The organism is Mesorhizobium sp. M8A.F.Ca.ET.165.01.1.1, assembly GCF_004792065.1.
In the GTDB taxonomy this organism is placed as follows: Bacteria; Pseudomonadota; Alphaproteobacteria; order Rhizobiales; family Rhizobiaceae; genus Mesorhizobium.
The window spans coordinates 25901-50088 of record NZ_SRTH01000001.1 but is presented as its reverse complement, the minus strand read 5'-3'; the positions used below and the strand labels follow the sequence as shown (position 1 = coordinate 50088).

22 protein-coding genes and 1 tRNA gene are annotated in these 24188 nt (G+C 62.8%); 11 read left to right on the top strand and 12 right to left on the bottom strand.

Going from position 1 to position 24188, the window contains the following annotated elements:
• Nucleotides 1-5 precede the first annotated feature (5 nt).
• From EN808_RS00240 to EN808_RS00225, 4 genes are all read right to left on the bottom strand, one after another.
• A complete protein-coding gene (locus EN808_RS00240; RefSeq protein ID WP_127276012.1) occupies nt 6-1034 on the bottom strand; it encodes an esterase-like activity of phytase family protein in 1029 nt (342 codons plus the stop codon).
• Nucleotides 1031-2929: a cobaltochelatase subunit CobT gene (gene cobT, locus EN808_RS00235; RefSeq protein WP_135914882.1), complete on the bottom strand. Its 1899-nt coding sequence runs from the start codon at nt 2927-2929 to the stop codon at nt 1031-1033. Before cobT ends, EN808_RS00240 begins: the two co-directional genes overlap by 4 nt.
• A gap of 11 nt (nt 2930-2940) precedes the next feature.
• Nucleotides 2941-3927: a cobaltochelatase subunit CobS gene (gene cobS, locus EN808_RS00230; protein WP_127276014.1), complete on the bottom strand. Its 987-nt coding sequence runs from the start codon at nt 3925-3927 to the stop codon at nt 2941-2943.
• 123 nt (nt 3928-4050) lie between these two features.
• Nucleotides 4051-4680: a J domain-containing protein gene (locus tag EN808_RS00225; RefSeq protein WP_127276015.1), complete on the bottom strand. Its 630-nt coding sequence runs from the start codon at nt 4678-4680 to the stop codon at nt 4051-4053.
• A gap of 177 nt (nt 4681-4857) precedes the next feature.
• On the opposite strand from EN808_RS00225, the gene EN808_RS00220 reads away from it, so the two are divergent.
• The gene (locus EN808_RS00220; RefSeq protein WP_127276016.1) at nt 4858-5160 is read left to right on the top strand and encodes a BolA family protein; all 303 of its coding nucleotides are present in this window, start codon (nt 4858-4860) and stop codon (nt 5158-5160) included.
• A 7-nt stretch (nt 5161-5167) separates the two neighbouring features.
• On the opposite strand, the gene EN808_RS00215 is transcribed toward EN808_RS00220, so the two are convergent.
• Both EN808_RS00215 and EN808_RS00210 read right to left on the bottom strand, forming a co-directional pair.
• Nucleotides 5168-6721, bottom strand: a complete 1554-nt coding sequence (locus EN808_RS00215) for an acetolactate synthase large subunit (protein WP_135914881.1) — start codon at nt 6719-6721, stop codon at nt 5168-5170.
• 117 nt (nt 6722-6838) lie between these two features.
• Nucleotides 6839-7639: an alpha/beta hydrolase gene (locus EN808_RS00210; RefSeq protein WP_127872202.1), complete on the bottom strand. Its 801-nt coding sequence runs from the start codon at nt 7637-7639 to the stop codon at nt 6839-6841.
• Between the two features lie 321 nt (nt 7640-7960).
• Here EN808_RS00210 and EN808_RS00205 point away from each other — a divergent pair, with 321 nt between their 5' ends.
• Genes EN808_RS00205 through EN808_RS00195 form a run of 3 tightly spaced genes read left to right on the top strand, consistent with a single transcriptional unit; the run spans nt 7961 to nt 12793 of the window.
• Nucleotides 7961-9910 carry a PrkA family serine protein kinase gene (locus EN808_RS00205; protein WP_135914880.1) on the top strand — a complete coding sequence of 650 codons (1950 nt, stop codon included), beginning with the start codon at nt 7961-7963 and terminating at the stop codon, nt 9908-9910.
• A 19-nt stretch (nt 9911-9929) separates the two neighbouring features.
• Nucleotides 9930-11243: a YeaH/YhbH family protein gene (locus tag EN808_RS00200; protein WP_135914878.1), complete on the top strand. Its 1314-nt coding sequence runs from the start codon at nt 9930-9932 to the stop codon at nt 11241-11243.
• Between the two features lie 8 nt (nt 11244-11251).
• On the top strand, nt 11252-12793 hold the full coding sequence (locus tag EN808_RS00195; RefSeq protein WP_135914876.1) for a SpoVR family protein: 1542 nt from the start codon (nt 11252-11254) through the stop codon (nt 12791-12793).
• Nucleotides 12794-12888: 95 nt separating this feature from the next.
• Here EN808_RS00195 and EN808_RS00190 read toward each other — a convergent pair whose 3' ends face one another.
• Genes EN808_RS00190 through EN808_RS00180 form a run of 3 tightly spaced genes read right to left on the bottom strand, consistent with a single transcriptional unit; the run spans nt 12889 to nt 15525 of the window.
• Entirely contained in the window at nt 12889-13779 is an 891-nt protein-coding gene (locus tag EN808_RS00190; protein WP_127276021.1) for an HlyC/CorC family transporter, read from the bottom strand.
• Nucleotide 13780: 1 nt separating this feature from the next.
• The gene (gene aroB, locus EN808_RS00185; RefSeq protein ID WP_135914874.1) at nt 13781-14917 is read right to left on the bottom strand and encodes a 3-dehydroquinate synthase; all 1137 of its coding nucleotides are present in this window, start codon (nt 14915-14917) and stop codon (nt 13781-13783) included.
• Nucleotides 14914-15525, bottom strand: coding sequence for a shikimate kinase (locus EN808_RS00180; RefSeq protein WP_135914872.1), 612 nt, complete (start codon nt 15523-15525; stop codon nt 14914-14916). The genes aroB and EN808_RS00180 overlap by 4 nt, the downstream gene beginning before the upstream one ends.
• Before the next feature lie 211 nt (nt 15526-15736).
• On the opposite strand from EN808_RS00180, the gene EN808_RS00175 reads away from it, so the two are divergent.
• The 5 genes from EN808_RS00175 (at nt 15737) to EN808_RS00155 (ending at nt 19693) form a co-directional block, all read left to right on the top strand.
• On the top strand, nt 15737-15889 hold the full coding sequence (locus EN808_RS00175) for a hypothetical protein (RefSeq protein ID WP_015315495.1): 153 nt from the start codon (nt 15737-15739) through the stop codon (nt 15887-15889).
• Between the two features lie 35 nt (nt 15890-15924).
• Nucleotides 15925-16842: a site-specific tyrosine recombinase XerD gene (locus EN808_RS00170; RefSeq protein ID WP_135914870.1), complete on the top strand. Its 918-nt coding sequence runs from the start codon at nt 15925-15927 to the stop codon at nt 16840-16842.
• 98 nt (nt 16843-16940) lie between these two features.
• Nucleotides 16941-17891, top strand: a complete 951-nt coding sequence (locus EN808_RS00165) for an acetyl-CoA carboxylase carboxyltransferase subunit alpha (RefSeq protein WP_127872194.1) — start codon at nt 16941-16943, stop codon at nt 17889-17891.
• Nucleotides 17892-18128: 237 nt separating this feature from the next.
• Nucleotides 18129-19457 carry a murein L,D-transpeptidase family protein gene (locus EN808_RS00160; protein WP_135883507.1) on the top strand — a complete coding sequence of 443 codons (1329 nt, stop codon included), beginning with the start codon at nt 18129-18131 and terminating at the stop codon, nt 19455-19457.
• A gap of 5 nt (nt 19458-19462) precedes the next feature.
• Nucleotides 19463-19693: a sulfurtransferase TusA family protein gene (locus EN808_RS00155; RefSeq protein WP_189524035.1), complete on the top strand. Its 231-nt coding sequence runs from the start codon at nt 19463-19465 to the stop codon at nt 19691-19693.
• 9 nt (nt 19694-19702) lie between these two features.
• Here the strand turns inward: EN808_RS00155 and EN808_RS00150 are convergent, their stop codons facing one another.
• Nucleotides 19703-20839, bottom strand: coding sequence for a GTP-binding protein (locus tag EN808_RS00150; RefSeq protein ID WP_135914866.1), 1137 nt, complete (start codon nt 20837-20839; stop codon nt 19703-19705).
• Between the two features lie 4 nt (nt 20840-20843).
• Nucleotides 20844-22010 carry a D-alanyl-D-alanine carboxypeptidase family protein gene (locus tag EN808_RS00145; protein ID WP_127279581.1) on the bottom strand — a complete coding sequence of 389 codons (1167 nt, stop codon included), beginning with the start codon at nt 22008-22010 and terminating at the stop codon, nt 20844-20846.
• Nucleotides 22011-22225: 215 nt separating this feature from the next.
• On the opposite strand from EN808_RS00145, the gene EN808_RS00140 reads away from it, so the two are divergent.
• Nucleotides 22226-23389, top strand: a complete 1164-nt coding sequence (locus EN808_RS00140) for a M20 aminoacylase family protein (RefSeq protein ID WP_135914864.1) — start codon at nt 22226-22228, stop codon at nt 23387-23389.
• An 80-nt stretch (nt 23390-23469) separates the two neighbouring features.
• Nucleotides 23470-23546: transfer RNA gene (locus tag EN808_RS00135), tRNA-Arg, on the top strand.
• Nucleotides 23547-23647: 101 nt separating this feature from the next.
• Here the strand turns inward: EN808_RS00135 and EN808_RS00130 are convergent.
• Nucleotides 23648-24100: a hypothetical protein gene (locus EN808_RS00130; protein ID WP_189524034.1), complete on the bottom strand. Its 453-nt coding sequence runs from the start codon at nt 24098-24100 to the stop codon at nt 23648-23650.
• Nucleotides 24101-24188: the final 88 nt, after the last annotated feature.

The following is a 24188-nucleotide window of genomic DNA, read 5'->3' as shown; positions in this document are numbered from 1 at the left end:
GCTCATCAATCCTGGTGCAGGATGAATTCCAGGTAGAGATTGCGCTGCAGGATCGAGTGGTTATCGTCGGAGATCAGCGACACCATCAGCGCGCCGTCATCGCGGGTCCAGACGTCAAGACCTTCCATATTGTCGATCTGGTAGCCCATGTCGGCCTGCAGCAGCACCGGCCCATCGGCGACGGCGCCCTTCTCGACGCTCTCTCCATAAATGCGCCGCAGCCGCATCTTGAGGCCGCCCGCCATGGTGAAACTGCGCTCCAGCAGCAAAAGATCGCCATCCGGCAGGAAGGCGCCATCGGTGATGTCGAAATCGTCGTTGCGCTTGACGGTGAAGACGCCCTTGTGCGGGCCTTCGATGATGGCGGCGTAGATATTGCCGGCCTTGTCGAGGCTCTTCTCCGAGACCACGACCAGGCCGCCCTGATGCTGGCCGTTGGCATTGGCATGGGTGACGGTCTCGAAGCCGCGATTCTGCCGCAGCTCCCGCGCCGGCACCAGGAAATCCAACTGCCGGAACGACCCCTTCATATTGTCTTGGTCAATCCTGAACTGGGCGACGCGATGGTTGCGCTCGAAACCAACGGTGGCGATGCCGTCCTTGACCGCAAGGCCCTCGGCGTCGACTTCCCATTTTTCGTCGATCGGCTGGCCGTTCTGGTCGACCATCTGCTGCATGCGAAAATTCTGGATGCCAACGGGCCGCCTGTCAGCGTCGCGGGCCACCGAGCCGAAGAACCAGTAACCGGTGTCGGCCACGCCGATGAAATCACTGCCGGCTTTCAGAAACCGGAAGGCCGACAGCGCCCCGAAATCACGTGATGGCGAGGTCATTTCCAGCCCGCCGACGAATTCGAGCTGGCCAAACTGCTTGTCGGTACGGCCAATATGGAATTCGGTGATCGGGCGGGCCGAGACCGCGACAGGCTCAACCGGAGCCGGGTCGGCCGAACCGGCTGGCGCCGAAGCCATGCCGGCAAGCAAGGCGAAGGCGGCGAAAAGCGTGTGCCGAAACCCGCCTCGGAAAAAGATCATCCGGCGCGCCGCATGCCGCCGCGACGCGTATCCTTCGCGCTTTCCTCGGCAAACAGCGAAGCCAGTTGCTCGGTCATGGCGCCGGCCAGTTCCTCGGCATCGACGATGGTGACGGCGCGCCTGTAATAGCGCGTGACGTCATGGCCGATGCCGATGGCCAGCAACTCCACCGGCGAACGCGTCTCGATCAGTTCGATGACGGCGCGCAGATGGCGTTCGAGATAATTGCCCGGATTGACCGACAGCGTCGAATCGTCGACGGGCGCGCCGTCCGAGATCATCATCAGGATCTTGCGCTGTTCGGGCCGGGCAATCAGCCGGTTGTGCGCCCACAAGAGCGCCTCGCCGTCGATGTTTTCCTTGAGCAGGCCTTCGCGCATCATCAGGCCGAGATTGCGCCGCGCCCGCCGCCACGGGTGGTCGGCCGACTTGTAGATGATATGGCGCAGGTCGTTGAGCCGACCGGGGTTCGGCGGCTTGCCGTCCTTCAGCCATTTCTCGCGCGCCTGCCCACCCTTCCAGGCCCGCGTGGTGAAGCCGAGGATCTCGACCGACACGCCGCAGCGCTCCAGCGTGCGCGCCAGAATGTCGGCGCAGGTGGCGGCGACCGTGATCGGCCGGCCGCGCATCGAACCGGAATTGTCGAGCACCAGCGTCACCACCGTGTCACGGAATTTGGTGTCGCGCTCCTGCTTGAACGACAGCGGCTGCATCGGATCGATGACCACGCGCACCAGCCGCGCCGGGTCGAGATAGCCCTCTTCCAGGTCGAAGTCCCAGGACCGGTTCTGCTGCGCCATCAGGCGGCGCTGCAGCCGGTTGGCGAGCCGTCCGACGACGCCCGACAGGTTGGCGAGCTGCTTGTCGAGGAAGGCGCGCAGCCGGTCGAGCTCTTCCTCTTCGCAGAGCTCCTCGGCGCCGACCGTCTCGTCGAAAGCTGACGTGTAGACCTTGTAGTCGATTTCCTTCGGCAGATTGGTGAAGGGATTGTCGTTGCGGCGCGCCTCGCCGGGGGTTTCGGCATCGGCATCGTCGTCATCCGACAGATCGTCGGCCGTCGCGTCGGAGGCTTCGGTCTCCGCCGACTGCTCGTCGTCCGCCGATGCCTCGGCGTCCTCGGATTGCGACTGCTCGGAGCCGGAATCGTCTTCGCCGCCCTCCTCGCTCTGTTCCTCGCCTTGCGGCTGGTTGTCGTCATTGTCCTCGGAGTCTTCGGTCTCCTGGTCGTCGCCGAGTTCCTCGGCCATTTCCATGGAGGCGAGCATCTCGCGCACGACGCGGGCGAAGGCCTGCTGGTCCTCGAGCTTTTCCGACAGGCCGTCGAGGTCCGCCTTTGCCTTCTCCTCGACCCACGGCCGCCAGAGTTCGACCAGCCGCTCGCCGTTCTTCGGCACCGGCCGGCCGGTCAGCTTTTCGCGCACCATCAGCGCCAGCGCCTCCTCGATGGGCGCGTCGGCCTTGTCCTTGACGTCGACGAGGTTGGCCTTGGCGTATTTGTCCTCCAGCATCGAGCCGATATTGTCGGCGACGCCTTGCATGGCGCGGCTGCCGATCGCCTCGACGCGGGCCTGCTCGACCGCATCGTAGATGGCGCGGGCAGCCTTGCCTTCGGGCGCCAGCTTGCTGTGGATGCGCACGTCGTGGCAGGCGCGCTTCAGCGCCATGGAATCGCCGAGCCCGCGGGTGATCGCGATGTCGGTCTTCGATGCCTTCTTGGGCAGTTCAGGCAGCCGCGCGCGGCTACCGGCCAGCGCCGGCCTGTCCTTGGCGAAGCCGACTTCCATCTCCTTATCGCCGGCGATGGCGCGCATGCAGACGGTGACGGCGCGCTTGAAGCTATCGGCTTCAGACCCCGTCTTCGACTTGTTGCGCGTATTGTCGCCCGGACCCGCCATCGACGCTCTGCTTAGCCCAGCACCACGTTGGCCGCGCTCTCGGGCAGATCCTGGCCGAAGGCGCGCTGGTAGAACTCGGCAACCACCGAGCGTTCCAGCTCGTCGCACTTGTTGAGGAAGGTCAGCCGGAACGCCATGCCGACATCGCCGAAGATCTCGGCATTCTCGGCCCAGGTGATGACGGTACGCGGGCTCATCACCGTCGACAGGTCGCCATTGATAAAGGCCGAGCGCGTCATGTCGGCGACGCGCACCATCTTGTTGACGATGTCCTTGCCCTTGGTGTCGCGATAGTGCTTGGCCTTGGCCAGCACGATGTTCACTTCATTGTCATGCGGCAGATAGTTCAGCGTGGTGACGATCGACCAGCGGTCCATCTGCGCCTGGTTGATCTGCTGGGTGCCGTGATAGAGGCCGGTGGTGTCGCCCAGACCGACCGTGTTGGCGGTCGAGAACAGCCGGAACGCCGGATGCGGGCGGATAACCCGGCTCTGGTCGAGCAGCGTCAGGCGGCCGGACGATTCCAGCACGCGCTGGATGACGAACATCACGTCGGGACGGCCGGCATCGTATTCGTCGAAGCACAGCGCCACATTGTGCTGATAGGCCCAGGGCAGGATGCCGTCGCGGAATTCGGTGATCTGCAAGCCGTCCTTGACCACGATCGCGTCCTTGCCGACGAGGTCGATACGGCTGACATGGCTGTCGAGGTTGACGCGCACGCAAGGCCAGTTGAGGCGGGCGGCAACCTGTTCGATATGGGTCGACTTGCCGGTGCCGTGATAGCCCGACACCATGACGCGGCGGTTGTAGGCAAAGCCGGCGAGGATCGCCAAGGTCGTCGCCTTGTCGAACAGATAGTCGGGATCAATGTCGGGCACATGCTCTGATGTCACCGAATAGGCCGGCACCACCATCTTGGACTCGAAGCCGAATTTCTCCTTCACCGACACCGTCGTGTCGGGCAGGTTGGCGATATCGCGATCGACCTTGTTCATATCTCTCAACGTCTCCACAAGCGAAACGTCGCGTTTCGCCGGCAATCGATTTTGTTCGGGGGCGGTCTTAAAGCCTTTTCCAACCTTATGAAAGTTGGAAAACGACACAAACCATAGGGTCGCTCAGCACAGGCCTGCCTGTTTGAGCACGCGATAGGCCTGAAGCACATCGCGGAACCGGTCTTCCGAACCTCTGTCGCCGCCATTCGCATCCGGATGGTGACGCTTCACCAGTTCCTTATAGCGCGCCTTGATGTCCTTGCCAGTCGCCTTTGTATCAAGGCCAAGCGTTTCCAGCGCCTTGGCCTCAAGGGGCTTCGCCTTGCGCTCGCGCGCCTCGCGCGGATCCTTCGGCCCCTTGAACAGGTCGAACGGGTCGCGCATGCGGTTGTAGTAGCCGGCGCGGCCGGAGCGCATCTGCGCCATATCGGGCGAGGAGCGTGTCGAGGCGCCGTTGACGCCCATCTTCCAGGTCGGCCGGTGGCCGGTCATGGCTTCCTTCTGGAAGCGCGCGACCTCGGTGTCCGGCACGCCGGAGAAGTAGTTGAAGCCCTTGTTGTACTCGCGCACGTGGTCGAAGCAGAAGCGGAAATACTCGCCCTCCTTCATGCGCCCGACCGGCGCGCGATGTGTGCCCGCCTCCTTGCAGCCATCCCACTGGCAGATCGGCGCGTGCGACTTCACCTCCGCGTCCTTGTCGGGGCGAACGCGAATCTTCTCGAAATATTTGGGATACGGCTTCATCTCACCCATTTATGGGGCGTTCGCAGATGCGAAACAAGAATTGACATTTTCGCGATCATCGCCCTAACCGCTGAATCGCGGCTTAAAGCAGGCGAATGACTGATTTTGTTGCGCGCCAGCGGCCTGGTGAGACCGATTTCCGGTTTTCACGGCAGCGCCAACCATATGTGGTGAAGGGAGAAAACGATGTCCATACAGGCGACCATGGAAGACAAGCTCAACAAGGCATTTTCGCCGGACCGGCTGGTCATCCTCAACGAAAGCCATCTGCACGCCGGCCATCATCACGTGGAATCCGGCCACCACGCCGAGTTCGACGGCACCGGCGAGACGCATTTCCGTGTCCGCATCGTCTCGCCGAATTTCGCCGGCATGAGCCGCATCGACCGTCACCGCGCCGTCAACGAACTGCTGGCCGACGAGTTGAAGGCCGGCGTGCACGCGCTGGCGATCGAGCCGGCGGCGCCGGGCGAACAGACGCGCTGGTAAGAACCGGTCAGATTACCGCTTCGATCAGAAACGGCCCCGGGCGAGACAAGGCAGCGGCGAGCAGCGCGTCGAACCGCTCGCAGGTATCCGCACGCGCAGCCTCCACGCCCATGCCTTTGGCCAGCGAAACCCAGTCCAGCGCCGGATGATCGAGATCGAGGATGCGCCGCGCATTCTCGCCGATCGCATTCACGCCGACATTCTTCATCTCGCCATGCAGGATCGCGTAGGTACGGTTGGAAAAGACAATCGTCACCACGTCGAGACGTTCCCGCGCCTGCGTCCACAGGCCCTGCACCGTGTACATGCCGCTGCCGTCGGCCTCGAGATTGATCACCTTGCGGCCGGGACAGGCGATCGCCGCACCCGTCGCCAGCGGGATGCCGCCGCCGATCGACCCGCCCGTGCCCATCATGTAATCGTGCGGCGCGGCAAAGGCCGACAGCGCGAAGAAGCGCCGCGCCGAGGTGACGGCCTCGTCGCAGACGATCGCGTCGGCCGGCAGCTTTCTCGCGACAGACAGTGCGATGGCGTCTTCCGTCAGCGGGCCGTTCGGCGTCGCCTCGTCGGGAAAGGCGCTGGCAACCACCGTCCGTTGCGACGGCTTGACGCCAAGTTCACCGCGAAGCGCTTCCAGCGCCGCATGCAGGTCCTGGCCGTGGCCGGCGAGCGTCAGCACCTGGCAGTCGTCACGGACAAGCCGTCCCGGCTTTCCCGGATAGGCAAAGAAGGCGACCGGCTCCTTTCCGCCGACCAGCACCAGGACATCGATATCCCTGAGCGCTGCCGTCGCCGCGTCGACCGGATAGGGGATGCGCGTCGGCGCGACACGTCCGCGCCCGCGCTGCATCCTGGCGATCAGGACCTCGCTGAACAGCCTGACATCGCAGGCCGCCGAAATCTGGCCGGCGATCTCGAGCGCATCGGCGCGCGCCGCCCGCCCGCGAACGATCATGCCAACACGGCCGGGCGCGGAGCGGATCGCCGCGGCAACCTGACGCACCGCATCCACGTCAAGCACCGGCGGCGGTGAAAGGACAACCTTGCCGGGCGAAACCGCGTCAGCCTCCCCCCAGGCCGCGTCCGCCGGCAGGATCAGCGTCGTGACCCCCGGCGGCGTCAGCGAGGCGCGAAAGGCCGCCTCCGTGGCCGGCTGGACATCGGCAGGCCCTTCGATGCGGCGCACCCAGTTGGACATCGGCGCCGCCAGGCCTTCGATATCGCTGGTCAGGGGCGCGTCGAGCGGCAGATGGTATGAGGCATGGTCGCCGACGATGTTGATCATCGAACTCCTGGCGCGCCTTGCGTTGTGCATGTTGGCAAGACCGTTGGCCAGCCCCGGCCCTGTGTGAAGCAGCGTCGCTGCGGGGCGATCGGTCATGCGCGCATAGCCGTCGGCCGCACCGGTCACCACGCCCTCGAACAGGCCAAGCACACAACGCATCCGCGGCTTGCGGTCGAGCGCGGCGACGAAATGCATTTCGGATGTGCCGGGGTTGGCGAAGCACACCGTCACATCATTGGCCAGCAGCACGTCGCACAGGACATCGGCGCCATTCATGCAAATTTTCTCCCGTTAACGAGGAGCAATTGCACCCGCGCATGTCCGCGCCGCAATATTCCGCCGACGCTTTTGGCATGATCCAGCGACGGAATGGGCGAGCGACAATCGGCTGAGTCAACCGACCACCGATTTCAGGAACGTCAGCGCGGCGGCGGTCAGCGCATCGCCATCCCTGCCGAAATCGCGGTTGATCGACATATGCGTATACGCGCTGCCATCGAACAGCGTCACCTCGGTGCCTGTGGCGCGCAGGCGCTCGGCAAAGGTCGTGGACTGCTCGCCGCGACCGTCGGCACGAGAATAGGCGATGAAGGTCGGCGGATGCTTGCGGCCGTCCACATAGCTCGCCGGCGAAAGCGCCGCCCATTGCGAAGCATCGGAAAACACGCGCGCATAGGCCCGCACCATGCCGCCATTTTCGGCGAGCGCGGCGAGATCATAGGCCCGGGTATCATCGAGAAGCAGCCCGGCGACGCCGGGCAATCCACCGCGCATGCCGGTCAGAGCAATCAGGTGGCAGCCGGCCGAATGGCCCATGCCGACGATGCGGTTGGGGTCGCCACCATGCCGGGCGATGTTGGCCCTGACATAGGCATAGGCCTTCTCGACGTCGCCCGCCTGGGTGGCGACATCGGCCTGCGGCAGCATACGGTAGTCGATGGAGACGAAGCAGAAGCGGTTGGCAAGCAGGAAGGCCGGCTTGGCGCCCACCTGGCTGCGTTTGCCGAGCCGCCAGGCGCCGCCATGAACGAAAAACACCACCGGCAGCCCGCTTGCGTCCTCCGGTGCATAAAGGTCGAGTCGAGCCGGTCCGTAGTCAAACGTTTCTGGCGCGGGCTGGCGCGGCACGGTCCATGCTTCCAAGGGCAGCATCGCCGCCAGGGAGGTCAGGATGAGGTTTCGTCGATCGATCATCGTAGTCTCCCGGCTGTGCAGGTCCAACAGTGCTCGCGGGCGCTACGCGCGTCCAGAACCGGGTCGCAACTCTCGCCGCCTCAGGCCGCATCAACGCGCTTCAATACCGTGCAGATCACGAAATCAATATCTGCCCCTTGACGACCTCGTCTGGCCATCACCACCTAAGTATTGGGTAAGCATTTCGGCCAGATGGCTGGCGTCTCGGGTTTCAATGCCAAATGCACGCGCGCTCCTAATAAAGGGAACCACCATGCGTTCCGGCAGTTGAATATGTGATGAGCCATTAGGTAGCCAGCACGGCTCTGAGGGCAAAGCACTATGCGCGACAATCAGTCCGACGTCTTCGACCTTTTTTCGGAGATTTATGCCAACGCCGCCCAGGAAGAAACCAGCCTCCAGCAGTATCTCCTTGCCTGCCGAGAGGACAAATCAATGTATGCCTCGGCGCCTGAACGGATGGTCGAGGCGATCGGCGAACCCGACCTGGTCGACACCAGCAAGGACGAACGGCTCGGCCGCATCTTTTCGAACCGCACCCTTAAAATCTATCCCTCCTTCTCCGACTTCTACGGCATGGAGGAAACGATCGAGCGTATCGCCGGCTATTTTCGCTATGCCTCCCAGGGACTCGAGGAGCGCAAGCAAATCCTCTACCTCCTCGGCCCTGTCGGCGGCGGCAAATCCTCCCTGGCCGAACGGCTGAAGAAATTGATGGAACAGCGCCCGATCTACACGCTGAAGGTCGGCAACCAGATCAGCCCGGTTTTCGAATCGCCACTTGGCCTTTTCAACCCCGATCGCATGGGCGACCTGCTGGAGGATAAATACGGCATAGCCCGACGCCGGCTGCATGGGCTCATCTCGCCATGGGCGGCCAAGCGACTCGACGAACTGTCCGGCGACATTTCCAAATTCAGCGTGGTCAAGTTGATGCCTTCCCGGCTGCGCCAGATCGGCATTGCCAAGACAGAGCCTGGCGACGAAAACAATCAGGATGTCTCGGCCCTGGTCGGCAAGGTCGACATCAGACAGCTGGAAAATTTCAGCCAATCCGACCCGGACGCCTATTCCTACAGCGGCGGACTGAACCGGACCACGCAGGGCCTGCTCGAATTCGTCGAGATGTTCAAGGCACCCATCAAGGTCCTGCATCCGTTGCTGACGGCGACCCAGGAAGGCAGCTACAACGGTACCGAGAATTTCGGCGCCTTTCCCTACCAGGGCATCATCATTGCCCATTCCAACGAATCGGAATGGCAACAGTTCAAAAACAACAAGAACAATGAGGCTTTTCTCGACCGCATCCTCGTGGTCAAGGTACCGTATTGCCTGCGGATCACCGAAGAGCGGCATATCTATGAAAAGCTGCTGCGCGAGAGCGACCTGGCCGCAAGCCCCTGCGCACCTGAAGTGATGGACATTCTCAGCCGATTCACGGTCTCGACCCGCCTTGCCGAGCACGACAATTCGCCGCTCTACACCAAGATGCGCGCCTATGACGGTGAGAACCTCAAGGAAGTCGATCCCAAGGCGAAGTCGGTCCAGGAATATCGCGATGCCGCCGGCGTCGACGAAGGCATGACCGGCGTAAGCACACGCTTCGCCTTCAAGATCTTGTCCCAGACATTCAACTACGACACCAAGGAGGTGGCTGCCGATCCCGTGCACCTGATGTACATCCTGGAAGAGGCGATCAAGCGCGAGCAGTTTCCAAAGGAAACGGAAGGCGCCTATCTCGACTTCATCAAGTCGGAACTGGCAACGCGCTATGCCGAGTTCATCGGCCACGAGATTCAGAAAGCCTATCTGGAATCATACAGCGAATATGGCCAGAACCTCTTCGACCGCTACATCGCCTATGCCGATGCCTGGATTGAGGACCAGGACTACAAGGATCCCGACACGGGCCAGATTCTCAATCGCGAGGTATTGGACAAGGAATTGTCGCAGGTCGAGAAACCGGCCGGCATCGCCAATCCCAAGGACTTCCGCAATGAAGTGGTCAAATTCACGCTGCGTGCCCGGGCGCGAAACCACGGCCGCAACCCGTCCTGGACGGGTTATGAGAAACTTCGCGAGGTCATCGAGAAGCGGATGTTCGGCCAGGTCGAAGACCTCTTGCCGGTGATCAGTTTCGGCTCCAAGCAGGACAGCGTCACGGAAAAGCGGCACAATGAATTCGTGCAGCGCATGGTGGAACGCGGCTACACCGAGCGGCAGGTGCGCCGGCTTGTCGACTGGTACATGCGGGTGAACAAGGCGGGTTAAGAGAGGCCCGAATGGTTCCATGCCTATTTTCATCGACCGCCGCCTGAATCCGAAGGACAAGAGCCTGGGCAATCGCCAGCGGTTCCTCAGGCGCGCTCGGGAAGAACTCAAGCGAAGCCTACGCGATCAGATCCGCATCGGCAGGATCGCCGACGTGGATGCCGAGCACGCAGTGCCCATGCCCGACAGAGGCACGGGCGAGCCGACCTTCAACAACGCCAGGAACAGCGGCAGGCGCCAGTACATCCTGCCGGGCAACAGGCATTTCTCTCCTGGAGATCTGATCCCCAAGCCCGGCCAGGGCGGCGGCGCCGGGGCGTCGTCCCCGGGAGACACCGTGTCTGAAGACGACTTTCGTTTTGTGCTGTCACGCGAAGAGGTGCTCGATCTTTTTTTCGAGGATCTCGAACTCCCGGATATGGTCAAGCTCAACCTCAAGGAAATCCTTGCCTTCAAGCCGCGCCGGGCTGGCTTCGCCGCTACCGGCTCACCGACCAACATCAATGTTGGGCGCACGATGCGTAACAGTCATGGCCGGCGTATTGCGCTGAGGCGCCCCAAGCAGGGCGAGTTGGACGCGATCCTCGAGGAGATCGCCATGCTCGAGTTGGTGCAATCCAGCGCGGCAACGCGCCAGCGCATTGCCGCTTTGCGCGAGGAGCTGGACCGGTTGGAGCGGCGGCGCAGGCGAATTGCCTATGTCGATCCTGTCGACATTCGATTCAACCGCTTCGATCCCCAGCCCGTGCCGAACGCCAATGCCGTCATGTTCTGTCTGATGGATGTGTCCGGGTCCATGGGTGAGCGCGAAAAGGATTTGGCCAAGCGCTTCTTCGTGCTGCTGCACCTGTTTTTGAAACGGCGTTATGACCGGATCGAAATCGTCTTCATTCGCCATACCCACGAGGCGCAGGAGGTTGACGAGGAGACATTCTTCAATTGCACCCAAAGCGGCGGTACCGTCGTTTCCACCGCGCTCGAGGAAATGCATCGCATCATCGGGCAGCGATATCCGGCCAGCCAGTGGAACATCTATGCCGCCCAGGCCTCGGACGGAGACAATTCCATCACCGATTCCGAGCGCTGCATAGCCCTGCTCGACGGCAAGCTCATGCGGCTGTGCCAGTATTTTGCCTATGTCGAGATCATCGACGAGCGCGAAGCCCATATATTCGGCACGACCGAGAACGGGACATCGCTATGGCGTGCCTATAGCGCGATCGACCTGAAATGGCCGAACTTCCAGATGAGCCGCATCGCCACGCCCGCCGATATCTACCCGGTCTTTCGCCAGCTCTTCGGCAGACAGCCGACTCTCCTCAAGAGAGCGTGAGGGAGCTGATGACCACACAAGCCGCTAATTCCGAACTGCTTTTTTCCGGATCCGACTGGGATTTTACGAAATTGTCGCGGGTCTATGATGCGATCGAGGCGATCGCTGTCGAAGAGCTCCATCTCGATATCTATCCCGTGCAGATGGAGATCATCTCCTCCCAGCAGATGCTCGACGCCTACTCGTCAGTCGGTATGCCGCTGATGTACCGACATTGGTCTTTCGGCAAACACTTCCTCCACCAGGATCTGCTCTATCGCAAAGGCGGGCGCGGACTTGCCTATGAACTGGTCATCAATTCCAATCCCTGCATCGTCTATCTGATGGAGGAGAACACCATGGCCCTGCAGGCCTTGGTGACGGCTCACGCCGCGCTCGGGCACAACCATTTCTTCAAGAATAACCATCTGTTCAAGCAGTGGACGGACGCTGGAGCGATCCTCGGCTACCTGGACTTCGCCAAGAGCTACATTGTCCGTTGCGAGGAGCGGCACGGCCTCGCTGCCGTCGAGGCCGTTCTCGATTCCGCCCACGCGCTGATGGAACAGGGCGTGTTCCGCTATCAGCGGCCGCCGAAGCTGTCGTCGGAGCGACTGCGCGAAGGGCTTCGCGAGCGTCTCGAATACGAAGAGCGCTCCTATAACGATCTGTGGCGCACACTGCCGCATTCGCAGCAAAGGGCCGACGTCAAGGTCCAAGACCCGGAGTGGAAGAAATCGCTCAACCTGCCCGAAGAAAACCTCCTTTATTTCCTGGAAAAGAACAGTCCGGTCCTGGAGCCCTGGCAGCGCGAGATCATCAGGATCGTTCGCGTCATAGCGCAATATTTTTATCCGCAACGGCAAACACAGGTGATGAACGAGGGCTGCGCCACCTTCGTGCACTACACCGTGATGAACACGCTGTTCGACCGCGGCCGGATCAGCGAGGGCGCCATGCTCGAAATCCTGCGCAATCATTCCAACGTGGTCTTCCAGCCGGCGTTCGATGATCCGCGTTTTTCGGGCATCAATCCATACGCTCTCGGCCTCGACATGATGCAGGACATCAGGCGCATTTCGACCAAGCCGACGGCCGAGGATCGAGACTGGTTTCCCGACATCGCCGGCCACGGCAACTGGCGCGAGGTCCTCCTCGACGCCTGGGCAGACCACCGCGACGAGTCCTTTATCCGCCAGTACCTCAGCCCGGCCTTGATCCGGAAATGGCGGTTTTTTGTGCTCGGCGACGCTGCCGACCAGCCGCATTGTGAGGTCGCCTCGATCCACAACGAGCGCGGCTATGAAAAGATACGCGCCGCGCTCGCTCACAACTACGACGTCGGCGCGAACCGACCGGACATCCAGGTGGTGGATGTCGATCTGCTCGGCGATCGGCATTTGCGACTGCAGCACAAGGTGAAACAGGGCATCCTTCTTGAGGACACCAGCCGCGACGCCACGCTTCGTCACATCCGGAGGCTTTGGGGTTATGAGGTCAGCCTGGCCGCCGTCGACGCTGAGACGGGCCTGACGGTCAATGAACGGTCGACGAGCCAGATCGCGGAATGAGGCTTGGTTGTTGCACCGATGCCGTGGCTCAGGCCCGGCGCATATCGATCAAAAAGTGCGCAGCGGCCTTGGGGCAACTAGCATAAAGACAGGCTTCAGGCGTCGCCGGCCGGCCGGATCCTGACCCTGGCAATGCGGTTCTTGTCGCGCTTCATTACAACGAAGCGCTTGCCGTGGAACGTAAAAGCCTGCTTCTCCTCGGGGATCGATTGCGCCTCGTGGATGACGAGGCCGGCAATGGTGGTCGCCTCCTCGTCGGGCAGGTTCCAGTCGAGCGCCCGGTTGAGGTCGCGGATCGGCACCGTGCCATCGACCACGATGGAGCCGTCTGCCTCCTGCTTGACGCCCTGGATGTCGACATCGTGCTCGTCAGCGATCTCGCCGACGATCTCCTCGATGATGTCCTCCAGCGTCACCAGCCCCTCGACCTCGCCATATTCGTCGACGACGACGGCGAAATGCGCCTTGCGGCGCAGGAAGGCGTTGAGCTGTTCCTGCAAGGTCGTGGTGTCGGGCACGAACCAGGGTTTTGAGGCGATCTTCATCACGTCGATTTGCGAGAAATCGTTGCCGACTTCGTTCAGCGCGCGCAGCAGATCCTTGGCGTGCAGCACGCCGACGATGTTGTCGAGCGAGCCTTTCCAGAGCGGCATGCGGGTGTGCGGGCTCTGCAGGATCTCGCGCACCACTGCCTCCGGCGCATTGTCGGCGTTGACCGAGCGCATATTCGTGCGGTGGACCATGACGTCGGAAACTTCGAGCTCTTCGAGGTCGAACAGGCCGCCGATGCGGTCGCGGTCCTCGCGCACCACCTGCCCGTCACGGCGGAAATCGTCGACCGCGCCGCGCAATTCGTCCTGGCTCGAGCGCTGCGGCTCGATGCGCGACAGTTCGTAGCCGAACATTGCGAGGAGACGCTTGCGCACGGCAACGACCAGCAGGACGATGATGGCAAGGACGGCGACGACGATCCAGCCATTGTCCATCTCAGCCGGCTTTCCGGCTGGCTGGATGGCTTTCCCTGAGGAACGACAGCACTTCCGAGGCCGGTACATCCTTGGCGATGAAGGCCTGGCCGATGCCGCGCGTCAGAATGAAGGTCAGCGCGCCGCGCGACACCTTCTTGTCCTGCGTGATGAATGAAAGCAGGGTATCCGCATCGGGCAAATCGCCCGGGATATCGGCCATCCGCCACGGCAGCCCGACGGCACGCAGATGCGCCTCGACGCGGGCCGCATCGTCGGGGCTGGCGAGATTGAGCCGCGACGAGAACCGGTGCGCCAGCGCCATGCCGATGGCGACCCCCTCGCCATGGACAAGCCGAGCGCCGTCATACTGCGTGGCGGCTTCGAGCGCGTGTCCGAAGGTGTGGCCGAGATTGAGCAGGGCGCGGTCGCCCGTTTCGAACTCGTCGCGGGCAACGACGTCGGCCTTGGCGCGGCAGGCCTCGGCAATGGCCTCGGCCCGCTCCGGTCCGCCGGCGAACACCTTTTCCCAGTTCGCTTCCAGCCAGGCGAAGAATTCCGGCCGGTCGATCAGCCCGTATTTGGCGAGCTCGGCATAGCCGGCGCGAAATTCCCGGATCGGCAGCGTGTCGAGCACTTCGGTGTCGGCCAGCACCAGCCTGGGCTGGAGGAAGACGCCGACGAGGTTCTTGCCGCGCGGGCTGTTGATGCCGGTCTTGCCGCCGACCGAGGAATCGACCTGCGCCAGCAGCGAGGTCGGAACCTGCACGAAATTCATGCCGCGCCGCACGATGCCGGCGGCAAAACCGGTGAGATCGCCTATGACGCCGCCGCCAAGCGCGATGACGACGTCGCCGCGCTCCAGCCTGGCGGCCAGGACGCCATCGACCACCTCTTCGAGATGGGCAAAGCTCTTGGTCTTCTCGCCGGGCGGCATCGTGATGACGGTGGGCTGGATGCCACCCTTCTCGAGCCCGGCCTTCAGCGTATCGAGATGCGCCGCGGCGACGTTCTCGTCGGTTACGACGGCGGCGCGTGTGCCCGGCAGCCGGCGCGAAATCTCAGCACCGGCGCGCGACAGCAGGCCGGCGCCGATCAATATGTCGTAGGCCCGGTCACCGAGACCGACTTCGACGATGACAGGCTGATCCGCGCTCATGATTCGACCTCGCCCGTCGCCGCTATCGTATCGATGCCGAAATGCCGGCACAGCGCCTCAAGCACCTCGGCGGCGATGATCTCCTTGCGGTCGTCGCGGGTCGGCACGGTGACGTCGGAAGTGGCATAGACCGGATAGCGTTCCTCCATCAGCCGCTCCAGCACGGCGCGGGGATCGGCGCTTTTCAAAAGCGGGCGGTTCTGCTTCTTGGAAACGCGGTCCATCAGAAGGTCGAGTTCGGCCTTCAGCCACACCGAGACCCCATGGGCGGCGATGGCCTCGCGCGTCTGCGCGTTCATGAAGGCGCCGCCACCGGTCGACAGAACCTGCGGGCCGTTTTCAAGCACGCGCAGGATGACACGCTGTTCCAGGGCCCTGAACTCGGTCTCGCCGTAGCGCTCGAACAGCTCCGGAACGGTCATCCGCGACACGCTCTCGATCTCCTGGTCGCTATCGATGAAGGGCAGCGAAAGCATCGTCGACACCTTGCGGCCGATCGCCGTCTTGCCGGCGCCCATCAGGCCGACAAAGACAATGGACCGGCCGCCCAGCCGGCCAAGCAGCGCGGCATGGGTCTCGCCTGGAGGATTTGCCTGTAGCGCGTTCATCAGCTGTTTCTTGGGCCCTCTTTGCCGGCGTATCGACATGAAAAGCCGGTTTGCGTCAAGCGTGCCGAGCGCCGTGGGCTCGATATGGACGGAGGGACGCTCGCATCAGAAGTTGCTAACACGCCCCCGCTTCCTCCTTGAATTGGCCGGATTGGCGTCCCATAAGGGCACAGGGTTTGGAAACGCAGAACAAAAAGACGGGCGAGAATTGATGCCGACACTGTTTCGCTTTGTCGTGACCCTCGCGATTCTGGCCGGCATTGCCTATGGTACGATGTTCGCGCTGGTGATGTTCGTCGAGCCGAAAAAAGCGGAAATGAGCGTGCGTATTCCGCCGGAAAAGCTCAATCCCAAGAAAAACTGAACCACACCGTAACTGTCTCGGAACGCCTCAAGGAAATGAACAGCGCCGCCCGTATCGAGGCCTTCCTGGAAATGATGAGCGCCGAGCGGGGAGCGGCCGAGAACACGCTTTCCTCCTATCGCCGCGATCTGGAGGATGCCTCGCAAGAAATCGATGGCGGGCTTGCCGGTGCGGCTACCGCAGATATCCGCGCCTATCTCGACGATATTGCCGCGCGCGGCTTCGCGCCGACGTCGCAGGCGCGCAAACTGTCGGCGATCCGCCAGTTCTTCAAGTTCCTCTATGCCGAAGGCCTGCGTGCCGACGACCCGACCGGCACGCTGGACAGCCCTAAGAAGGGCCGTCCACTGCCCAAGACGATGAGTGAGGCCGAAACCGGCCGGCTGATCGACCGCGCCGCGCACGAAGCCGGCGATGCCGGGCTCGGTCATGCCGACAGGTTGGCGGCCTTGCGCCTGCATGCGCTGGTCGAAGTGCTCTACGCCACGGGTCTGCGCGTTTCCGAACTGGTCGGCCTGCCGGTGACGGTGGCGCAGCGCGACGACCGTTTCTTCATGGTGCGCGGCAAGGGCGACAAGGAACGCATGGTGCCGCTGTCGGCCAAGGCGCGCTCGGCGATGCGGAGCTGGCTTGACGTCCGGGCCAAGGTGCCTGCTTTCGGCGACAGCCCGTTCCTGTTTCCGGCGGCATCCGATAGCGGCTATCTCTCGCGCCAGGTCTTTGCCCGCGACCTGAAAGGGCTGGCGGCGCGCGCCGGCATTGCCTCGGCGAAAATATCGCCGCATGTGCTGCGCCATGCTTTCGCCAGCCATCTCTTGCAGAACGGCGCCGATCTCAGGGCCGTGCAGCAACTGCTTGGCCACGCCGACATATCGACGACACAGATTTACACCCACGTGCTTGAGGAGCGGCTGGTGCGGCTGGTCAACGATCATCATCCGCTTGCCGACTAGGCCTCATATCGCTATGTGAGGACGACATTTCACCGCCCGGAGCCTTGGTTTCAACGGTTCCGCAGTCCTTGCCTTCCGACGCATCGGTCCGCTCAAGCATGTACAATTACCTCGATTTCGAAAAGCCGGTGCAGGATCTTGAGCTCAAGATCCTCGAGCTCAAGAAGCTTGCCGAGAACGGCGAGGCGGTCGATGTCGCCGACGAGATCACCAGGCTCGAGAAGCGCTCGCGCGACGCGCTGCGCGAACTCTACAAGGCGCTGACGCCATGGCAGAAGGTGCAGGTGGCGCGCCACTCCGACCGGCCGCACTGCGTCGACTACATCAAGGGCCTGTTCAGCGACTTCACGCCGCTCGCCGGCGACCGCAATTTCGGCGAGGACCAGGCGATCGTCGGCGGTTTTGCCCGTTTCCGCGGCGAACCTGTCGCCATCCTCGGCCAGGAAAAGGGCTCGGACACGGCGAGCCGGCTGAAGCACAATTTCGGCTCGGTGCGTCCTGAAGGGTATCGCAAGGCGGTGCGGCTGATGGAACTTGCCGACCGCTTCAAGATTCCACTGCTGACGCTGGTCGACACGGCCGGCGCCTATCCCGGCGTCGGCGCCGAGGAGCGCGGCCAGGCCGAAGCCATCGCCCGCTCGACCTCGGCCTGCCTTGGCCTGAAAGTGCCGTCGATCTCGGTCGTCATCGGCGAAGGCGGTTCGGGCGGCGCCATCGCGATCGCCACCGCCAACCGCGTCTACATGCTCGAACACGCCATCTATTCGGTGATTTCGCCCGAGGGTGCCGCCTCCATCCTGTGGCGCGACACGACGCGCTCCAAGGACGCGGCGACCAACATGAAGATCACCGCGCAGGATCTTCTCGAACTGAAGATCATCGACGCCATCATCCCCGAGCCGATGGGCGGCGCCCAGCGCGCGCCCGAAACGGTGATAGCCGCGACCGGCGACCTCATCGCCAAGACGATGAAGGAATTCGCCGGCGCCAACACCGATTTCCGTGAACAGCGCCGCGAGAAATACCTGGCGATGGGCCGCAGCCTCTGACCGTCCGACGGCACAATGGGACCATCGAAGCCCCGTGCCCACGGCAATGTGGCGGCAATGAGCGCTTTCGCCACAAAAATGCCGCCGGATTCGGTTCAATGAAATTGCCGTGAGGGGTTTGTCGAAGCTTGCGGTAAGGAATTTTCAAGGTTAACGGGCTTACGGTCCGTCGGTGTTCAGCATACGGGTCCAGCCGCTTTGAGGCCATGGACCGAGGAAAAAGACATAGCCGTATCCATGTTTGCCAAGTTTGCCCGCACCGGAGTCCTCATTGCCTCGATAGTCGTTGCCGGCTGCAATGATTCGTCGATGAAGGATTTTGCCCCGGAAGCCAACAAGCCGCTGCCCGACAAGATCCTGGCCGACATGAAGGCCAAGGGCATGATCCGCACCTCCTCGGTGATGGCCCGTATCTTCAAGGAAGAAGGCAAGCTCGAAATCTGGAAGGCCAAGACCAATGGCCGCTACGACATGGTGGCGAGCTACGATATCTGCAAATGGTCGGGCAAGCTCGGGCCGAAATACACCGAGGGCGACCGCCAGGCGCCGGAAGGTTTCTATACGGTTCGGCCATCGCAGATGAACCCGCGCTCGAACTACCATCTGTCCTTCAACATCGGCTTCCCCAACGCCTATGACCGCGCCAATGGCCGCACCGGCCAGAACCTGATGGTGCATGGCGCCTGCTCGTCGTCGGGCTGCTATTCGATGACCGACGCACAGATCGAGCAGATCTATGCCTTCGGCCGCGACGCCTTTCAGGGTGGCCAGACCGAGTTCCAGATCCAGGCTTTTCCGTTCCGCATGACCGCGGCCAACATGGCGCGCTACCGCAACGATCCGAACTATGAGTTCTGGAAGATGCTGAAGGTCGGCTACGACAATTTCGAAGTCACCAAGGTGCCGCCGAAGGTCGACGTCTGCGAGAAGCGCTACGTCTTCAACCAGGTTGCCGCCGACGGCCAGACCTTCGATCCGACCGGCGCCTGCCCGGCGACCACGCAGCCGGATTCCTTGAAGAGCGCCTACAACGCCTATCAGAGCACTTACGATGCAGCGTTCAACGGCGCGCTCAAGGCTAGCGTGCCGCCGCCGAAGCCAACCATTGCCGGCATCAAGGAAGCCAGCATCGTCTCCGACTGGTCGAAGCGCCGGGCGCGCGGCGAACGCGTGCCGATCGACCCGCCATCGCTCAACACCGACGGTTCGGTGACCGAGACGGCGCGCATGGGCCGCATCGATTCGCCCGCCGGCCGCAAGATGGCGGCGCTCGACGCGGAAAAAGCGGCCAAGAAGAAGGCCGAGGAGCAGAGGCTGGCAGCCATTGAGGCCGCCAAACAGGCCAAGGAAGCCGCCAAGGCGCAGGCGTTGGCAGAAAAGGAAGCCGCCAAGGCGCAAGCCGTGGCTGCAAAGGAAGCGGCCAAGGCCGCCAAGGAAGCTCCCGTCGCCACTGCGACCATTGCTGCTCCGACGGAAGCCCAGCCGGCCGAAACGCAGGCCGCCAGCGCGGACGAGAGCCGGGTGACGAAGCTGAAGAACAAGCTGCTCGGCATGTTCGGCGGCTGATCGCCGTGGCCAGCGACACCGTCTATGATCTGAAGGGGCTGAATTGCCCTCTGCCCGTGCTGAAGGCGAAGAAGCGGCTGGCCGGCATGCAGCCGGGCAGCCGGCTCTGGCTGGAAACCACCGACCCGCTGGCCGTCATCGACATCCCCGCCTTCTGCTCGGACGCCGGCCACCAGCTGATTGAAACAGCGTCGGTTTCAGGCCATCGCTTTCTGGTCGAGCGCGGCGAGCAATAATCGAAAGATTTACAGTCCGGCGATCGCCAACGGGTTGTTTTCCAGCGCCGCGCGGTCGGGCGTATCGACCGACGGCCGGTTGGTGAAGGCGGCGAACAGCCGGCGCACATAGTCTTCCGGCATATCGAGCGTGATCAGAACCAGCCGCGTGCCGCGCTGGCTGTCCGGCCAGGACGGCAACCGCACCGGCGGATGCAGGATCTTCTGCACGCCATGCACGACCAACGGCCGCGACGGATCCTCCTGCAATTCGATAATACCCTTCATGCGCAGCAGGTGCTCGCCATGCGTCGAACGCAGGAGATCGAGAAACATCTCGATGGCTGAAAACGGCACCGGGCCGTCATGCACCAGCGAATGGGTTTTTACGCGCTGATCGTGGCGATGGGCATGGGCATGGGCATGGGCATGGGCATGGGCATGGGCATGCTCGTGATCATCATGGCCATGATGGTCAACATGGTCGTGATGCGCAGCCTCTTCACCAAGCCAGCGCCGCACGTCGGCGGACTTGGTGGCAGGATTGTAGAGGCCGCAGTCGAACAGCGCCGCCACGCCGGTCTTCGTCTCCCCGACATCGAGCAGTTGAGCTCCGGGATTGATCTGGCGCAAGCGCGCCCGCAGCGTTTCGAGATCGCCGGGATCAGCGACCAGATCGGCCTTGGAGAGCACGATACGGTCGGCCACCGCAACCTGCTTGACCGCCTCGACATGCGCATCGAGTGTCGCCCCACCGTTGACCGCATCGGCCAGGGTGATGACGCCGTCGAGCCGAAAAGCCTGGACCAGCGCCGGATGGGCCATGATCGACTGCAGCACCGGCGCCGGGTCGGCCAGTCCCGTGGTCTCGACGATGACGCGGGCAAGCCGGGCAATACGGCCGGTCTGCAGCCGGTCGACCAGGTCGGCCAGCGTGTCGACAAGTTCGCCGCGCACCGTGCAGCACAGGCAGCCGTCGGAAAGCTGGATGATGCCGTCGGAGGCCTGCTCGACCAGCAGGTGGTCGATCGCCACCTCGCCATACTCGTTGATGATGACCGCGGTGTCGGCCAAGGCCGGATCCTTCAGGAGCCGGTTGAGCAATGTCGTCTTGCCGGCGCCGAGAAAGCCGGTCAGCACCGAGACGGGTATCGGGAAACCGCTCATCGGGTTAATTCGCGGCTTTGGTCGGCTGGTCGCCTTGCGCGGCGGCACCCACGACTTTCGGACCGGTGCCGGCCGGTACGGGTTTGTCGGGCCGCCAAGGCGGAATCGGCACGTCGGCATATTCCTGCGCGCCCTCGTCGAGGATCGCTTTCGGCGCCGGACCGGTGGCGCCGCCGAGGCCGACGGCAACCAGTGTCGGCACATGGTCGAGCTTCTCCCGATAGGGCGATTTCGGCACGTCCTTGGCGGCGACGGCTGGCGGCGCCTCGGACTGCTCCGCCTTCGTCTTCTTCTTGCAGACCTCGTCATGCATGTCGTTGGGCGAGATCAGATCGCCGTAGGGCGCCAGCGTGGTGACGGTGGTCGACCCGGCGGCAGGCGCGTCAAAGCCTTGATCGAGCAGTTTGGCCGCGGTTTCGGCACGGCTGATCGCCGACTTCTCGCCAAGCACCACCGCCACCAGCGTACGCCCGTTGCGGGTCGCCGAACCGATCATGTTGAAGCCGGACGGGCAGACAAAGCCGGTCTTCATGCCGTCGGCGCCGGGATAGCGGCCGATCAGGAGATTGTAGTTGGAAATGGCCTTCTTGCCGACCGCGAGCCCCTCGATCGAGAACCACGGCGCATATTGCGGAAACTCGCGGCGGATCGCCATCACCAGGATCGAGAGATCGCGCGCCGTCGTATACTGGTCGGGCGAGTAAAGCCCGTTCGGGTTGACGAAATGGGTGCCGTTCATGCCGAGCCGGGCCGCCTCGGCGTTCATCCTTTCGGCAAAGGCTGCCTGCGACCCGCCGACATTCTCGCCGACCGCCATGGCGATGTCATTGGCCGATTTGACCAGCATCATCTTCAGCGCATTGTCGAGCCGCATCACCGAGCCGGGCTTGAAACCCATCTTGCTCGGCGGTTCGCCAGCGGAATGTTTGGTCACCTTGATCGGCGAATCGAGCTGGACTTCCCCGGCCGCGATCGCCCTGAAGGTCACATAGGCGGTCATCAGCTTGCTGAGCGAGGCTGGATACCAGCGCTTGAACGCATCCTGATGCTGCAGGATCTGGCCGCTCTTGAGGTCGAAGACCACCACCGGATTGGCCAGCGCCGGCCCAGCCAGGACCGACAGCATGATTGCGCCAGCCGGGAATAGTTTGAGGAAATGCCTGTGCCGCATGATCGAATCCGAAATCGCCTCTTGCCCTGATTGCCCCTGGCTCCGTAAGATTTCGTTACGTGACCGCCAGCATAAGGATCCGACCCTCAAAAACCGGACCGCATTATTGCGGTGCTATTTACCCTATGTGACGCCAACATGGCAAAGCGCCTGACAATCACAATTCCAAAACATCGGGCTGAAGCCGGCTGCACCAACAACGAAATGGAACCATCATGCCAATCCTGAACCGCGCCGCCGAAATGCAGGACGAAGTCACTGGCTGGCGACAGCATCTGCACCAGACGCCAGAACTGAACTTCGATGTCTTCAAGACGGCGGCCTTCGTCACCGAAAAGCTGAAAGAGTTTGGCTGCGACGATGTGGTGACCGGCCTCGGCAAGACGGGCGTCGTCGGCATCATCCGCGGCCGTCAGGGGGAAGGCCCCACAATCGGGTTGCGCGCCGACATGGACGCCCTGCCGCTCAAGGAGATCACCGGCAAGCCCTACGCGTCGACCGTTCCGGGCAAGATGCATGCCTGCGGCCATGACGGCCACACCGCGATGCTGCTCGGCGCGGCGAAATATCTCGCCGAGACGCGCAATTTCACGGGCTCCGTGGCGGTCATCTTCCAGCCGGCGGAAGAAGGCGGTGGCGGCGGCAACGAGATGGTCAAGGACGGCATGATGGAGCGCTTCGATATCGCCAAAGTGTTCGGCATGCACAATATGCCCGGCCTGCCGGTCGGCCAGTTCGCCATCCGTCCAGGCCCGATCATGGCGGCGACCGCCGAATTCACCATCACCGTGAAAGGCCGGGGCGGCCATGCGGCGATGCCGCACGGCACGATCGACCCGATCGTCATCACCAGCCAGCTGGTCGGCGCCTTGCAGACGATCGCCTCGCGCAGCACCGATCCTGTCGAGGCCGTGGTGGTGTCGGTGACCAAGTTCCACGCGGGCGACGCCTACAACATCATCCCGGAATCGGCCGAGATCGCCGGCACGGTGCGCACGCTGAAGAAGGAGGTGGCCAAGAAATCGGAAGAGCGTATCCGCGCGATCTGCGCGGGGCTGGCCACCGCCTATGGCGCGACGATCGAGGTCGACTACGACGCGAATTACCCGGTGACGTTCAACCATGCGGATGAGACGGTGTTCGCCAGCGACGTGGCCGCCGACGTGGCCGGCGATGCCCAGGTGCACCGCGCGATCCAACCGGTGATGGGCGGCGAGGACTTCTCCTATATGCTGGAAGCCCGGCCCGGAGCCTTCATCTTCATCGGCAATGGCGAGACCGCCGGTCTCCACAACCCGGCCTATGACTTCAATGACGAAGCCATCCCGCACGGCATGAGCTATTGGGTAAAACTGGCGGAGACGGCGCTAGCCGCCTGATGCATGTAAAGCGCCGGCCGAATTGCCTTCGGCCGGCCTCTTGGCGAAACGGTCCGAAGCGGCTATGTGTCGGGCCGCGTGGTCCCGTAGCTCAGTAGGATAGAGCGGCAGATTCCTAATCTGTAGGTCACAGGTTCGATTCCTGTCGGGATCACCAACGAAATCAGAGGGTTGGAATTGATTTTCGCGGTGACCACGTCGCACCGTGTTGCAAACAACCCTCATTGATTGTCAACGACTTCAACCAGTTGCGGCAGGTCAGGGCGACAAGAACGCTTCCTGGGACGGTTCCATCGGCTGGCACAGCGCATAGGCCTTCCCCAGCGCTGCTTCGGCATCCCTGTGCGTTTGCCGTTTCATGATCGCCTCGGCCTTGCCGATGACGCAGTCGAAGTAAGTATCATCGTCATCGGCAAGGGTCGTCTGCGTCATCGCCGCGCTGGCCAGCATGGCGATCGCAACGAGCGTAAGCAGGCGCGCCGGCAGCCTTGCCTCGGGCCGGCGTGCATCGTGGTTTGCCGCTGTCCTTTCCGGGACTGCCGGCCGATAGACCTCCCTGACGATCGGCATGAAGTAACCGGTCTGCAGCAGGGTTGCGCTGGCGGCGGCGCATGCAAGGGCGAGCCATGGCGAACCCGTCCTGAAATAGGCCGCGAGCGCGACGGACGCCGACGTTGCGGTCATTCCGATGAGAAACTGACGAAAATGCATCGTTGCCAACCGTTGGATCGGGACGGCCTTGTGGCCGCCTCGCCACAGCAGCAAATGCCGTGCCAGACGTGCTGACCCATTACGATGC

Bases quoted from the DNA above. Each gene is read 5' to 3' on its own strand.
- EN808_RS00190 (WP_127276021.1), bottom strand. From the start codon at position 13,779: ATGGACAATGGCTGGATCGTCGTCGCCGTCCTTGCCATCATCGTCCTG.
- EN808_RS00210 (WP_127872202.1), bottom strand. From the start codon at position 7,639: ATGATCGATCGACGAAACCTCATCCTGACCTCCCTGGCGGCGATGCTG.
- EN808_RS00165 (WP_127872194.1), top strand. From the start codon at position 16,941: ATGTACAATTACCTCGATTTCGAAAAGCCGGTGCAGGATCTTGAGCTC.
- EN808_RS00205 (WP_135914880.1), top strand. From the start codon at position 7,961: ATGCGCGACAATCAGTCCGACGTCTTCGACCTTTTTTCGGAGATTTAT.
- EN808_RS00180 (WP_135914872.1), bottom strand. From the start codon at position 15,525: ATGAACGCGCTACAGGCAAATCCTCCAGGCGAGACCCATGCCGCGCTG.
- aroB (WP_135914874.1), bottom strand. From the start codon at position 14,917: ATGAGCGCGGATCAGCCTGTCATCGTCGAAGTCGGTCTCGGTGACCGG.
- EN808_RS00175 (WP_015315495.1), top strand. From the start codon at position 15,737: ATGCCGACACTGTTTCGCTTTGTCGTGACCCTCGCGATTCTGGCCGGC.
- EN808_RS00200 (WP_135914878.1), top strand. From the start codon at position 9,930: ATGCCTATTTTCATCGACCGCCGCCTGAATCCGAAGGACAAGAGCCTG.
- EN808_RS00225 (WP_127276015.1), bottom strand. From the start codon at position 4,680: ATGGGTGAGATGAAGCCGTATCCCAAATATTTCGAGAAGATTCGCGTT.
- EN808_RS00140 (WP_135914864.1), top strand. From the start codon at position 22,226: ATGCCAATCCTGAACCGCGCCGCCGAAATGCAGGACGAAGTCACTGGC.
- EN808_RS00130 (WP_189524034.1), bottom strand. From the start codon at position 24,100: ATGCATTTTCGTCAGTTTCTCATCGGAATGACCGCAACGTCGGCGTCC.
- EN808_RS00150 (WP_135914866.1), bottom strand. From the start codon at position 20,839: ATGAGCGGTTTCCCGATACCCGTCTCGGTGCTGACCGGCTTTCTCGGC.
- EN808_RS00170 (WP_135914870.1), top strand. From the start codon at position 15,925: ATGAACAGCGCCGCCCGTATCGAGGCCTTCCTGGAAATGATGAGCGCC.
- cobS (WP_127276014.1), bottom strand. From the start codon at position 3,927: ATGAACAAGGTCGATCGCGATATCGCCAACCTGCCCGACACGACGGTG.
- EN808_RS00215 (WP_135914881.1), bottom strand. From the start codon at position 6,721: ATGAATGGCGCCGATGTCCTGTGCGACGTGCTGCTGGCCAATGATGTG.
- cobT (WP_135914882.1), bottom strand. From the start codon at position 2,929: ATGGCGGGTCCGGGCGACAATACGCGCAACAAGTCGAAGACGGGGTCT.
- EN808_RS00240 (WP_127276012.1), bottom strand. From the start codon at position 1,034: ATGATCTTTTTCCGAGGCGGGTTTCGGCACACGCTTTTCGCCGCCTTC.
- EN808_RS00160 (WP_135883507.1), top strand. From the start codon at position 18,129: ATGTTTGCCAAGTTTGCCCGCACCGGAGTCCTCATTGCCTCGATAGTC.
- EN808_RS00220 (WP_127276016.1), top strand. From the start codon at position 4,858: ATGTCCATACAGGCGACCATGGAAGACAAGCTCAACAAGGCATTTTCG.
- EN808_RS00195 (WP_135914876.1), top strand. From the start codon at position 11,252: ATGACCACACAAGCCGCTAATTCCGAACTGCTTTTTTCCGGATCCGAC.
- EN808_RS00145 (WP_127279581.1), bottom strand. From the start codon at position 22,010: ATGCGGCACAGGCATTTCCTCAAACTATTCCCGGCTGGCGCAATCATG.